This window comes from Mobilicoccus sp., assembly GCF_032060985.1.
Classification (GTDB): Bacteria; Actinomycetota; Actinomycetes; order Actinomycetales; family Dermatophilaceae; genus Mobilicoccus.
Genome location: NZ_DAMBGD010000024.1, coordinates 47,675 through 60,005, shown reverse-complemented (window position 1 = coordinate 60,005; position 12,331 = coordinate 47,675). Strand labels below are relative to the sequence as shown.

The 12,331-nt window shown below is 72.7% G+C and carries 14 protein-coding genes; 6 read left to right on the top strand and 8 right to left on the bottom strand.

The annotated features are described in order from the left end of the window. Positions 1 to 26: 26 nt before the first annotated feature. The 5 genes from RT054_RS15735 to RT054_RS15715 all read right to left on the bottom strand — a co-directional run bounded on the left by RT054_RS15735 (position 27) and on the right by RT054_RS15715 (position 6,682). Positions 27 to 602, bottom strand: a complete 576-nt coding sequence (locus RT054_RS15735; RefSeq protein WP_313025470.1) for a DoxX family protein — start codon at positions 600 to 602, stop codon at positions 27 to 29. A 123-nt stretch (positions 603 to 725) separates the two neighbouring features. Continuing rightward, positions 726 to 1,958 carry a cation:proton antiporter gene (locus RT054_RS15730; RefSeq protein WP_313025468.1) on the bottom strand — a complete coding sequence of 411 codons (1,233 nt, stop codon included), beginning with the start codon at positions 1,956 to 1,958 and terminating at the stop codon, positions 726 to 728. A gap of 277 nt (positions 1,959 to 2,235) precedes the next feature. Continuing rightward, positions 2,236 to 2,631 carry a VOC family protein gene (locus tag RT054_RS15725; RefSeq protein ID WP_313025465.1) on the bottom strand — a complete coding sequence of 132 codons (396 nt, stop codon included), beginning with the start codon at positions 2,629 to 2,631 and terminating at the stop codon, positions 2,236 to 2,238. 10 nt (positions 2,632 to 2,641) lie between these two features. Next, positions 2,642 to 3,445, bottom strand: coding sequence for a helix-turn-helix transcriptional regulator (locus RT054_RS15720; protein ID WP_313025461.1), 804 nt, complete (start codon positions 3,443 to 3,445; stop codon positions 2,642 to 2,644). Positions 3,446 to 3,559: 114 nt separating this feature from the next. After that, positions 3,560 to 6,682: a glycine--tRNA ligase gene (locus RT054_RS15715; RefSeq protein WP_313025478.1), complete on the bottom strand. Its 3,123-nt coding sequence runs from the start codon at positions 6,680 to 6,682 to the stop codon at positions 3,560 to 3,562. 192 nt (positions 6,683 to 6,874) lie between these two features. Here RT054_RS15715 and RT054_RS15710 point away from each other — a divergent pair, with 192 nt between their 5' ends. Further along, on the top strand, positions 6,875 to 7,066 hold the full coding sequence (locus RT054_RS15710) for a hypothetical protein (protein WP_313025459.1): 192 nt from the start codon (positions 6,875 to 6,877) through the stop codon (positions 7,064 to 7,066). A 217-nt stretch (positions 7,067 to 7,283) separates the two neighbouring features. On the opposite strand, the gene RT054_RS15705 is transcribed toward RT054_RS15710, so the two are convergent. The 3 genes from RT054_RS15705 to thpR form a co-directional block, all read right to left on the bottom strand. Further along, complete coding sequence (locus tag RT054_RS15705; protein ID WP_313025457.1) at positions 7,284 to 7,568, bottom strand: YciI family protein; 285 nt, start codon at positions 7,566 to 7,568, stop codon at positions 7,284 to 7,286. A gap of 80 nt (positions 7,569 to 7,648) precedes the next feature. Further along, positions 7,649 to 8,542, bottom strand: coding sequence for a polysaccharide deacetylase family protein (locus tag RT054_RS15700; RefSeq protein ID WP_313025455.1), 894 nt, complete (start codon positions 8,540 to 8,542; stop codon positions 7,649 to 7,651). Positions 8,543 to 8,717: 175 nt separating this feature from the next. Then, on the bottom strand, positions 8,718 to 9,290 hold the full coding sequence (gene thpR / locus RT054_RS15695; protein WP_313025454.1) for an RNA 2',3'-cyclic phosphodiesterase: 573 nt from the start codon (positions 9,288 to 9,290) through the stop codon (positions 8,718 to 8,720). Between the two features lie 58 nt (positions 9,291 to 9,348). Here thpR and RT054_RS15690 point away from each other — a divergent pair, with 58 nt between their 5' ends. From RT054_RS15690 to RT054_RS15670, 5 genes are all read left to right on the top strand, one after another. Further along, positions 9,349 to 9,747, top strand: a complete 399-nt coding sequence (locus RT054_RS15690; protein WP_313025452.1) for a PaaI family thioesterase — start codon at positions 9,349 to 9,351, stop codon at positions 9,745 to 9,747. Between the two features lie 179 nt (positions 9,748 to 9,926). After that, complete coding sequence (locus tag RT054_RS15685) at positions 9,927 to 10,220, top strand: hypothetical protein (RefSeq protein WP_312719182.1); 294 nt, start codon at positions 9,927 to 9,929, stop codon at positions 10,218 to 10,220. A 2-nt stretch (positions 10,221 to 10,222) separates the two neighbouring features. Next, positions 10,223 to 10,636 (top strand): hypothetical protein, encoded by a 414-nt coding sequence (locus tag RT054_RS15680; RefSeq protein ID WP_313025449.1) that lies wholly within the window; start codon positions 10,223 to 10,225, stop codon positions 10,634 to 10,636. 10 nt (positions 10,637 to 10,646) lie between these two features. Beyond that, positions 10,647 to 11,252, top strand: a complete 606-nt coding sequence (locus tag RT054_RS15675) for an NTP transferase domain-containing protein (RefSeq protein ID WP_313025447.1) — start codon at positions 10,647 to 10,649, stop codon at positions 11,250 to 11,252. A 9-nt stretch (positions 11,253 to 11,261) separates the two neighbouring features. After that, positions 11,262 to 12,239 (top strand): NAD(P)H-quinone oxidoreductase, encoded by a 978-nt coding sequence (locus RT054_RS15670; protein ID WP_312719188.1) that lies wholly within the window; start codon positions 11,262 to 11,264, stop codon positions 12,237 to 12,239. The last annotated feature ends 92 nt before the right edge of the window (positions 12,240 to 12,331 follow it).

The window sequence follows — 12,331 nt, the reverse complement described above, 5'->3', positions numbered from 1 at the left end:
GGCGCGTCGTGTGGGGCGACCGGGGGTCAGCGCAGGGGGCCGTTACCCACGCGGCGGCCCCACCACCGGCCGAGACCCCAGGTGTCACCGGCGAGGGTGTAGGCGCTGATGAGCAGGAGCAGCGCCTCGTGCCAGTGGGAGTCGACGATCGGGTTGTTGACGCTCATGTCGGCGGGCTGGCCCAGGGGGAACTGGGCGAGGTACATGAGGAGCAGCATCAGGGTGCCGGACCACGCGGCGATCTTCAGCCCGGCGCCCAGCACCGCGGCGAGACCGATGCCGAGCAGCCCGAGCATGAACAGCCAGTCGACCCAGGTCTGGCCGGCGAGCGAGGAGAACAGGCCGGAGAACGGGCCGGTGACATGGCCGAGGAACCCTCGGGTCGGGCTGCCGCCGTGGATCCACGCACGCTCGGACGGCGTCGCGAAGCCCAGACCGAGGAGTTTGTCGAGGAACGCCCACAGGAACGTGAACCCGATGACGATGCGGGCGACCGCCAACAGCCGGCGGACCCCGGGCCGATGGACGATCTCTTCCTGGTACACCGGGCGGTGGGCACCCTCGGTCGTCGTGGGGGTGGAAGGTGTGTCGACGGTCGACATGACAGCCTCCTGTTCAGGGGAAACGGCCGGATTGCGGCCTTTGGCAGGGGTAGATCTGCGAACCTCGCCCCACCTGCGCCAAAGGTCCCGACCCTCCTGCGCCGAGGGGTGGATCGTCGCTGGTCAGCCCCGATGTTGCGGGTCTGGGACGCCGCGACACACCGACCACCGCGGGGTCGACCTGCCGCACTCGTTCGGGCGTCGTTCTCGGGCCGCGTTCTCGGGCTGCGGGGCGGCCCTCGCGGCGACCCGCGGGGCGAGGACGGCGGCGGCGGCGATGGTGACGAGGGCGCCGAGAAGCAGCGCCGCGGGCTCACCGGGGTGGAGGAGACCTCGCTGGGAGCCGAGCGCCGCGGCGGCGACGGGCACCCCGAGTTGTGCGGCGGTGAGCGCGGCGATCGGGAGCGGCTGGCCCAGCAGCACCGGCACGCAATGGACGAGGAGCGCGACGACGCCGAGCGCGACCCCCAACGCGATCGCCTGGGGGTGGACGACGAGTTCGCGGAGGTCGAGCGAGGCCCCGAGCCAGACGAAGAAGATCGGCGAGAACAACCCCTCGGTGAGCGCAAAGACCTGCTTGCCGACCCGTCGCGGTTGCCCTACGGCCGAGACCGCGAGGCCCGCGGCGAACCCCGCGAGCATCCCCGAGAGGGAGAACAGTCCCGCGAGGGCCGCGAGGCCGAACACGATCGCGAGGACGCTGCGCAGCTCGATCGCGAGGCCGCGGTCCTCGGAGACGCGATGCACCCGGCGCCGCCAGCCGCTGAGTTCGAACCGGTCGAGCACCCACCACGCGAGGACCGCCGCGCCGAGTACCGCCAGCGCGCCGAGGCCGGCCCGGCCCGCGCGTGAGGGGTCGACGGCCAGTGGCAGCAGCACGATGCAGGCCGTGTCGGCGAAGGCGATCTGAGAGACCATCGTCGTGAGCGGTGGTGCCGCGAGCGGGGTGTCCGCCAGGGCGGGGAGCACCACGGCGGCCGAGGACGACGCGAGGAGGACGGCGTAGAGCAGGCCGTGCCCGGTGCCGAACACGGCCGCGATCCCGAGACCGGCCGCGAGGGCGACGACGGCGACGAGGCCGGCCTGGCCCGCGGCCCGGCCGGCGCCGTGCCGGAGCACCGGATCCCGCACCGGCACATGGGTTCCCGCCGTGAACATCACCAGCACGAACCCGACCTCGGCGAGGAACCGGAACGTGTCGGCCGTGGGGTCGAGCGCCTGGAGGCCCGTCGCGCCGAGCACGATGCCGACGAGCAGCTCCCCGATGACGACGGGCAGATGGAACCAGCGCGACAACGCGAGCGCCGGGCCGGCGAGAGCGACGACGCAGACGAGGGCGAGGAGAGCGAAACTCATCTCCCACCCCTCTCACCTGCTCCGACGCGCTGTCCCATGATGCGCCCTCGACCCACCGACGGCGACGAGACCCGCCCCCCGAATCGGACCGGGCAGCACGCCCGAGGCCGGATGACGTCATCAGATCGGACGAGGTCGGAGCACCGACGCCGGCGGGATGGGGAAGCGGGGCGAGAGGAGCTGGGTCAGGGGGTGGAGGGGGGCTGGTCCGGTGGGCGACGCCGAGGTGCTCGGGGGGTGCCTCGGCGTCGGCGCGGACCGGGCGGGCCGGTGCGGCTCAGGCCCCGGGGTAGGAGTCGATGTTCCAGAAGTTGCCCTCGGGGTCGAGGACGCCGGCGCAGCGACCGCCGTAGGGCGGGTTCGCGGGTTCCATCGCGACGCGGCCGCCTGCGGCGACCGCCCTGGCGAGAGTGGCGTCGACCTCCTCGTCGCTGGTGACGACGAGGTTGGCCACGGAATGCGACGTGTCGAGGTGTTCCCCCTTCCCGTCGTCCCGGGTGGAGCCGATCATGAGGCCACCGTTGTCGCGCCACCGGAGTTCTCCGTGCACGACGACCGAGGGGTCGTTCTCGTCGCGGACGATGAGGCGGTCGGTGAATCCGAGCGCGTGGAGGAAGTCGAGGGCGACCTCGACGTCGTCGTAGCGCAGGCAGTGATGGAGCTGTGGGTTCATGTCCCCAGCCTCACGACGACGACGTGTGGGCGTCGTGGACGAATGGGAACTCCCCCAGGATCTGGGTCGGGGTGAGGGCCGCGAGCGACGTGAACTCCCGGTGCAGGTGGGACTGGTCGGCGAACCCCGCGTCGTAGGCGGTCTCCGCCAGGGGGTGGCCGGCCCGGATCAGGGTGCGGGCGTGCTCGAACCGGGCGACGCGGGCGACCTCCTTCGGGGTGAGGCCGAACTCCTCCCGGAACCGTGCGAGCAGGTGCCGCCGTGACCAGCCGACGTGGGCGGCGAGATCCGCGACGCGGGTGCGACCTCCGGCAGCGATGAGGACGCGCCAGGCCTCGTCGAGTTCGGAGCGGAGCGCCCAGGGATCGGCATGCGCGAGGCGGGCGAGGAGGAACCGCTCGAGGATCTCGGATCGCCGTGGCCACGACGCGTCCTGCATCGCGTGGTGCAGCGACCGGGGCCAGCCCACGTCGGTGCCCTCGACGATCCTCCGCGCGAGTGCGCCGGACGGCACGCCCACCAGCATCCGCGCCCCCAGCGGGGTGAGGTCGATCTGGATGCCCCTCTGCAGACCGTGGGTGTGGATGAGCGACGGCCTCGTGTGCAGCCCGGCCACCAACACGTCGAAACGGCCGCGGCCCGAGCCGTCGAGCCACCCGCAGTCGAGGCCCTCGTCGAAGGCGACCACGACCGTGAGGGAGGCCGACGGCATCCCGTGGTGCAGCGCGGTCGAGGGCAGGCGGTAGTCGTACGCGACCCAGCCCGAGACGTAGGGGCGTAGTGCCCGAGCGACGCGGCGTTCCCACGACGGCATGGGCGAACGCTACCCGGCGGGTCGCCGGCGACCCTCACCGATGGACGGCGTCGTCACGCGAGGCCCCCGGGCCGCTCTGCTCCCAGGGGTCCTCGCTCCGTCCTCAGCCGACTGTCACGTGAGGAGTGTGTCCAACGCCTTGTAGTCCACCCCGTTCGGAGCGGAGGCCCGGACGGCGGCGAGGAGCCCGAGGCGGGCGGCCTTGACGTCCTCCTCCTTGGCCATGACGAGGATCTCATCGAAGAACCGGGCGATCGCGGGCACGAGGCCGGCGTCGTCGGCCGCGGCGAGGTAACCGGGAAGGTCCTCGTGGTCGGCGCCCAGCCGTTCGAGCGACTCGCGCAACCCGACCTCGGCGGGTTCGGTGAGCAGGGCCGCGTCGTAGGAGGGCTCCGTCCCGCCCGGCACGATCCGCTCGATTCGGACGAGTCCTTCGACGAGGGCCGTGAGCGACGCGACGTCGCCGCCCTCGCGCAGCGTCGTGACGTCGGTGAGGGCCCGGGTGAGGGAGCCCGGCCGTTCGGCGGCGGGGAGGACCACGGCGACGAGGTCGGCACCCACGCCCTCGTCGCGCAGGAGCTGCGCGAGGCGACCGACGGTGAACTCGGCGGCGGCGGCGACGGCCTCGTCGGCGACCGTGAGGCCCTGTTCCCGCAGCCTCTCGGCCGCGGCGTCGAGACCGGCGGTGACCGTGACCCCGCTCAACGCGGCGAGCGGACCGTCGACGTGCGCCTCCCGCAGGATGCGGACGGCCCCGAGGGCCGCACGACGCAGACCGTAGGGGTCCGAGGAGCCGGTGGGCTTGGCGCCGAGCGCGAACATGGCCATGAGCAGGTCGAACCGGTCCCCGAGGGCGAGGAGTGCGCCGGGCACCGACGCGGGCACGGCGTCGACCGCGGTGTGCGGCTGCTCCATCTCGGCGAGGGCGTCGGCGACGGCCTGCGGCTCACCCTTGCGGATCGCGTACTCGCGCGCGACGAACCCGGCGAGGCTGCTCATCTCGACGACGAGCTGCGTCGCGAGGTCGAACTTGGCGAGCTGACCGGCGCGGGCGAGGGTCTCACGTTGCGCGGCGTCGAGGTCGACGCCCTCGGCGAGGCGGGTCGCCACCGCGGCGATGCGGCGGGCGCGCTGCCCGACCGACCCGAGGCGGTTCTCGAACGTCAGCGTGTCGAGACCGGGCACGAAGTCGTCGACGGAGTTCGCCTGCAGGTCGGCGTTCCAGAAGAACAGGGCGTCCTCGTAGCGGGCGCGGATGACGGACTCGTTGCCCGCGCGCACGACGTCGTCGTCGCACAGGCCGTTGGCCATGGTGACGAAGGCGTTCATGAGGTTGCCCTCGGCGTCCCGCACCGGCAGGTAGCGCTGGTGCTTGGCCATGACCGACGTGAGGATGCGGTCGGGCAGCTCCAGGTAGCGCTCGTCGAACCGGCCGAGGATCCCGTGGGGCTGCTCGACGAGGTTGGTGATCTCGTCGACGAGCGCGGCGTTGCCCTCGATGTCAATGCGCCCGCCCTCGGCCTGCGCGAGCGCGACGGCCTGCCGCACGACGTCCTCACGACGCGCGGCCGTGCGCCACTCGATCGCGCCGTGCTCGATCGCGGTGAGGAGCTCGTCGGCGGAGGTGACCTCGACGTGCCCGAGGGGGGCCCCGTCGGCCCGACGACCGGAGATCCCGTCGGGCCCGGTCGTGCTCGCGGTGAGGCGCTGCAGGTAAGTCGTGCGGCCGGCACGGACCTGCGAGACCTGGGCCGGGACCACGACGTCACCCCACAGCGCGACCAGCCACCGGAGCGCCCGTGAGAAGGAGAGCTCCGGGTCGTTCCAGCGCATGTTCTTCTCGGCGCGCAGCCCACTCACACACGACTCGACGAGGCCCGAGAGCACGGTGACGGCGTCGCGGCCGGGCACCTCGATCTCGACGCAGGCGTGCTCGTTCCCACCGACCTCGGCCTTGACGACCTGCTCGGCGGTGACTCCCTGGCCGCGCATGAATCCCTCGAGGGGCTTCGTGGGGTTGCCGTCGGCGTCGAACGCCGCCGACCACTTGGGGCCCTTGCGGAGCTGGGTGGCATCGGGCTCGCGGGCCGCGACGCCCTCGACGACCGCGACGACGCGCCGCGGCGTGCCATCGACGGTGATCGCGCCGTGCTCGAGCCGAGTCGCGCCCAGGCCGCTGGTCAGCGCCTCGCGCACGGCCGCGACGGTCTGCGGCAGGACGTGGGGCGGCAGCTCCTCGACGCCGATCTCGAGGGCGAAGGTGCGGGGCGCCGCGTCGGCGGCGATCTGCACGGCGGCCTCCGCGACCCCGGCCGACGCGCGGTCGGCGTCACCCGTGGCCCCGGCGGCGGCATCGGACTCCTGCTTGAGCAGCGGGAACCCGAGCTCCTCGCGCCGCTCGACCCACAGGGTCGCAGTGTCGCGCATGAGGCGGCGCATCGTCCCGAACGCCTGCGCGCGTTCGGTCGTGCTGATCGCGCCGCGCGCATCGAGGACGTTGAACGCGTGGCTGCTCTTGAGGATGTACTGGTGCGCCGGCACCGGCAGGCGCGCCTCGACCATGCGGGTCGCCTCGGCGACGTAGGTCTCGTACAGGCGCTGGTTGGCCTCCACGTCGGCGTCGTCGAGGTAGTAGCGGCTCATCTCGTACTCCTGCTGGCCGAACGCCTCGCCATACGTGACGATCGTGCCGTCGGGCTTACGGGAGTACGCGATGTCCTTGAAGTGCGTCACGCCCTGCTGGGCCATGAGGATGCGTTCCATGCCGTATGTGAGCTCGACCGGGATCGGGTCGAGGTCCTGGCCGCCCACCTGCTGGAAGTACGTGAACTGCGTGATCTCCATGCCGTCGAGCCAGACCTCCCAGCCCAGGCCCCACGCGCCGATCGCCGGCTGCTGCCAGTTGTCCTCGACGAACCGCACGTCGTGGGCGTCGAGATCGATGCCGAGGGCCTCGAGGCTGCCGAGGTAGAGCTCCTGCGGGTCACCCGGCTCGGGCTTGAGGATCACCTGGAACTGCGTGTGCGTCTGCAGGCGGTTCGGGTTCTCGCCGTAGCGCGAGTCGTCGGGGCGCACGCTGGGCTCGACGTAGGCGACGTCCCACGGCTCCGGGCCGAGCACGCGGAGCACGGTCGCGGGGTTCATCGTGCCCGCACCGACCTCCGTGTTGAACGGCTGCCACGTGAGGCAGCCCCGGGAGGTCCAGTAGTCGGACAGGAGGCGGAGGGCGTCTTGCATGGTCAGCACGTCCACCAGGCTACCGGCCCGGCACCGGCGGCCCCGACCGTGTTTCGCGCTACCGCTCGCAGATGGTTCGCCGCGACCGCCCGGAGATCCGTCCCGCGCTCCCGGTGGCGCACGCCGACGCGACGACGCTCCCCCGGCGTGCCACAGTGGAACCGACCGATCAGCGCGAGGAAAGGACACGTCATGGGCAAGGACAAGGGCCAGGTCTCCGAGGTCTCGCAGATGACCCCCGAGGGCGGCGCCGACGGCGTCCCCGGCACCGAGGACGCGACGCCGGCCGCGGCCGACACCCAGCACGCCCCTCACGAGGGCCCCAAGGACTACACCGACCCCGACTCCTCCCGGGCGACGGACTCCGCTTCCGGAGCCGAGTGACCGACCCGGCGGCTCGGATCACGCCGGCGCGGGCCCGCGTCGGCGAGGGGCGCGTGCCACGGCGGCGTCGGCCAGCCGAGCGGCCTGACCGACGTGCCGGCGCGTGCACGACATGCACCGACCGCAGCGACTGCGGACACCGACGGCGCCGCCACCCCGGCGAGGGGTGGCGGCGCCGTCGGTGTGGAGGCCCTGGGACCGAAGGGGCGACCGGTGATCAGGAGGCGAACACGCCGAGGACGGGGTTCCATTCGGTGATGTCCGCGCGGTCGAGCAGGTCCTCGGCGCGGAACGGGTCGTCGGCGAGTGCGTTCTCGACCGCAGCCGCGTCGTCGGCCTCGCAGATGAGCACCGCGGCGGGGGAGGCCACGCCGACGAGGGGTCCGGAGGCGCGAAGCACGCCGCGCTCGACGAGGGTGGCGAGGAATTCGCGGTGCCGCGGACGGACCTCCTCCAGCCGAGGGTCGTTGCGGTAGTGGTAGTTGACGACGTAGAAGGCCATGACTCCACGCTACGACCGGCCGACCGGCTGAGGGGCACGGTCGGCGGAGGTGGGCTCCCGCCGTTGGCCCCGCGGAGCGGTCAGGCCTTGGCGAGCGTCTGCAGCTTGCCGACGACCTCGTCACCGGTCCACGTGGAGACCGCGAGCGCGCGCCGCAGGGTGAGCAGCGGATGCGTGCGGTCCAACGGCTTCTCCTCGAGCTGGAACGCCGTGGAGTATCCCGCCTTCGCGAGGTGCGGCAGGGCGGCCTCGTTCCATGCGCCGTAGGGGTAGGCGAACGTGTCGACGGGCTGCCCCGAGATCTTCTGCAACAGCGCGCGCGGCTCCTCGAACTGCGTCGCCCAGTCCTTGGGTCCGTACTTGCGCACGTCGTGGTGGTCCCAGGTGTGGCTGCCGATGACGTGCCCGGCGTCGGCGACCTGCTTGATCTGGTCCTTGGTGGTCCAGCCGTCGTTGCCGATGACGACGGTCATGATGAACCACGTCCCCGTCATGCCGCGGGCGCTGAGGTCGGCGAACGCGACCTCGGGCTGGTTGTCCTTGCCGTCGTCGTAGCTGAGGATGACGGGCTTTGCGGGAAGCTGCGCCCCCTGGGTCATGTGCGCGAGGTACTGGTCGGGCGTGATCGTCGTGTAGCCCGCGTTCTTGATCGCGTCGAGGTGCTCGCGGTGCTTCTCCGGTGGGATGACGAGGGCCTGCTTGGTGTAGCTGCTGTCGTCGCCCGTCCACGGCCGCACCTGGTGGTAGCAGAGCACGGGCACGGTGGCGCGGGCGATGATGTCCGCGGGCGCCGCGTTCGTCGCGGCGCCGGACGTGGCCGTCCCCTCGGGGGTCGTCGGGGCGCCGGAGGTGCCCCCCTGGCCCGTGGGATCGGCCTTGGTCGCGGGGTCGGCCGGGATCGAGGGCGCACCGCAGGCGGCGGTGAACACGGCGACACCCCCGAGTGCGGCACCGAGCACCGTGCGACGGCTCACCTCAGGACGATTCGACCCAGACATCATGACTCCCCGACGCTTCCACTCGTTCTCCCTGCCCCCACCGGGCTCGACCTCCAGGGTACGTCCGGGCGTGGTGACGCCCCCGACACCCCCGCGGCGCGTCGGCCGCGGCGACGACGACTCGGGGTCGCGACCGACCCGGCGATCGCGATCACGAAGAGCCCAAGGGGAACTCGGCGAGAGTCTCGTACCGCGGGCGCCGTCGCGACCCCTCCCCGAGGAACGAGGCGACGAGCTGCACCGCCGTCGCACGCCACGGCGGGCCGGCGTAGGTGTCGAACACCTCGAGGAGCCCGCTCGCGTCACGAGGACGCCCGAGGCGCGCGAGGGTGACGTGCGGCGTGAAGGTCCGACCCTCGACGGTCGTCCCCGCCGCGACGGCCGCGTGGCGACACCCCACGGCCAGTCGGTCGAGTTCCGTGCGGCCCTCCTCGGCAGAGCGCACTCCGGCCCACACCACCTTCGCGCGCGTGGCGTCGGGGAACACCCCGCCGCCCGCGAGCCGCATCTCGATCGGACGCCGCCGCGCCGCCGCCTCACCGAGTCGTTCCGTGAGGTCGTCGAGGTCGGCGTCGGCCACGTCGGGGAGGAACGCGAGGGTGAGATGCCACTGCGAGGGGTCGCTCCACCGCAGGTCGGGCAGGGCCAGACGTCGCGACTCGCAGAACTCGTCGAGGTCCTCCCGCACGCCCTCCGGGGGCATGATCGCCGCGAAAGACCGCATTCTCCGATGCTCCCACCGGGGAGGCGTGCCGACGACGCGATGCGGGTAGGGAACGGTCATGACGACCTTTCCCGAACGAATCGGCATCACCGACGCCCCCGCGACCGACACCGCCCGCCCCGGTGACGACGCCGGCCGCGCGCTCACCGTCGGCGAGGAGCTCGTCAACGTCAACGGCGGCCTGCACGGCGGCGTCATCTCGACGATGCTCGACGCGACGATGGGAGACGCCGTGCGCGCCGGGCTGGAGGAGGGCCAGGGCACGGTGACCGTGACGATGACGGTCACCTTCCTCGCCGGCGCGAAGGAGGGCGACGAACTCCGCTCCAGCGCCGAGGTGCGCAAGCGCGGCGGCACGCTCGTCCTCGTCGAGGGCGACATCACCCGGGTCTCCGACGACGCGGCCATCGCCCACGGCGTCGGCACCTTCACCGTCATCGACAAATCCGACGATTGAGCCCGGCCCGGCCGAGGTCGCAGCCGAGGAAGCGGTCTCGTGGTCGCCCCGACGACCACCCGGCCACATCCTTGGCTGCGATCACGACTGCGTCCTCGGGGAAGGGAACGTCCGGGTGCGGCCTGACGTTGTGAGGGGTGAATGCCCACGCCTCGTGGGCCGCCGACAGGAGGCCTGACGTGTCGCCCCTCGACCAGCACCGTGTCCAGTCCGTCACGACGCTCGGCCGCCCGCCGAAGCGCAAGTCGCTGCTGCTCTCGGCGCTGCTGACGTTCTTCCTCGGCCCCCTCGGGATGATCTACACGACGATCTTCGGGTCCCTCGTCATGGCCGTGATCGTCACCCTCGTCGCGATCGTCACCCTCGGGCAGGGCCTCCCCGTCGTGTGGCCGCTGTGCATGATCTGGGGCGTGTGGTCGGGCCACCGCTACAACGAGCGCCAGCGGCTCCTCGCCTCCGTGCGCGGGTGGTGAGGATGGCGAGCTACCAGGCCCCGATCCCGCCGCTGGGTGCACCGACGCCGGCCGCGCCGCAGGATCGCGTGCGCACCTCCCCGACGTTCCAGACGCCCACCTCGCACGGCCGACCTCCGCGCGCGCCGCGTCTCGTCCGCGTCCCGGCACGGAAGTCGGTGTTCCTCGCCGCCCTGCTGCCGATGCTCCTCGGCCCCATCGGCCTCGCCTACAGCAGTGTGGTCGGGGCGATCGTCACCGCGGTGGCCGTCCTCGTCATCGGTGTGCCGATCGCCCTGTTCTTTCCGCCGTGGATGGTCGTCGCGTTCCTGCTCGTCGTGCCGGTCTGCGTGCTGTGGGGGGTCGCCGCGGCCCTCACCCACAACCTGAGACGCCGAGCCCTGCTCGTCGCGGCCCACGGCCCGCTCTGGGCCTGAGGAGCGGCCCGTGCCCGCGCGCGTCACGGCGGTCGTCCTGTGCGGTGGCACGTCGGCGCGCATGGGTGGCGGTGACAAGACCGCTCTCAGCCTCGGGGACCGCACCGTTCTCGACACCCTGCTCTCCGGGCTCCCCGCGCACTGGGATCTCGTCTGCGTCGGCGAGGCCCGTCCCACGTGTCGAGCCGTCACCTGGACGCGGGAGACACCGGGCGGCGGTGGCCCCGTCGCGGGAATCGCCGCCGGACTCACGTACGTCGACTCCCCGCTCGTCGTCGTCCTCGCCGGCGACCAACCGTTGGCGGCGACGGCCGCGAGGCACGTCGCCGAGGCGCTCGAGGGCGCACGGGCCGACGTCGACGGCGTCCTCGCGACCCAGGCTGACGGACGCGGTCAACCCCTCCTCGCCGCCTACCGCACGACCGCCCTCCGTGGGGTCGTCCCCGGCGACCCGACCGGGTGCGGCGTCCACCGCACCGTCGACCCGTTGCGACTCGACCGGATCGAGGTCCCCGAGCATTCGACACTCGACATCGACACCCCGTCCGACCTCTCGCGTGCCGAGCAGGTGGGCACCGGGGGCCGGGTGGAGCCCGACGCGAGGGGCGGCGCCTAGGCTGGCGACATGTTGGCCGTCACCATCCCCACGCCAGGAGACCTCGACGCGCTCGTGCTCGCCGAGGTCGAGGATCCCACCCCCGCCGCGGGCGAGGTCCTCGTCGATGTCGTCGCCGCCGGCGTCAACCGCGCCGACCTGCTCCAGAGGCAGGGTCACTACGACCCCCCGCCCGGCTCCTCCCCCTACCCCGGCCTCGAGGTGAGCGGGAGGATCAGCGCCCTCGGCGAGGGGGTCGAGGGCTGGTCGGTCGGCGACGAGGTCTGTGCCCTGCTCGTCGGCGGCGGGTACGCCGCGAAGGTCGCCGTGCCCGCCGGCCAGCTGCTGCCCGTGCCGAGCGGCCTCTCCCTCGTCGAGGCGGCCGCACTGCCCGAGGTGGCCTGCACCGTGTGGTCGAACGTCGTCATGACCGCGGGCCTGGCCGAGGGCGAGACGCTGCTCGTGCACGGGGGCGGCAGCGGTATCGGCACGATGGCGATCCAGATCGCTCGGGCACTCGGCGCGCGGGTCGCCGTCACCGCCGGGTCGCCCGGCAAGCTCGACGCCTGCCGCGACCTCGGCGCCGACATCCTCATCGACTACAAGGAGGAGGACTTCGTCGAGGCGCTGAAGGCCGCGACCGACGGCCACGGGGCCGACGTCATCCTCGACGTCATCGGCGCGAAGTACCTCCCCCGCAACGTCGCCGCGCTCGCCACCGGCGGACGCCTCGTCATCATCGGGATGCAGGGCGGGGTCAAGGGCGAGTTGCCCATCGGCCTGTTGCTGGCCAAGCGCGGCGCCGTCCACGCCACGTCCCTGCGGGCACGACCGCTCGAGGAGAAGAGCGCGATCGTCGCTGCCGTCCGTGAGCACGTGTGGCCGCTCGTCGAGCGCGGCGAGGTGCGTCCGATCATCGACCGCACCCTGCCGCTGGCCGAGGTCCGTGAGGCCCACCGTGTCCTCGACGAGTCCAGCCACATCGGCAAGGTCCTCCTCACCGTCTGAGCCAAGGCGCGAGCGAGGTCCCACCTGCCGACGCCGCCCCCGGATCGGGGCGGCGTCGGCGCGTTCCGCCCGCCCCACGGATCGACGGCCAC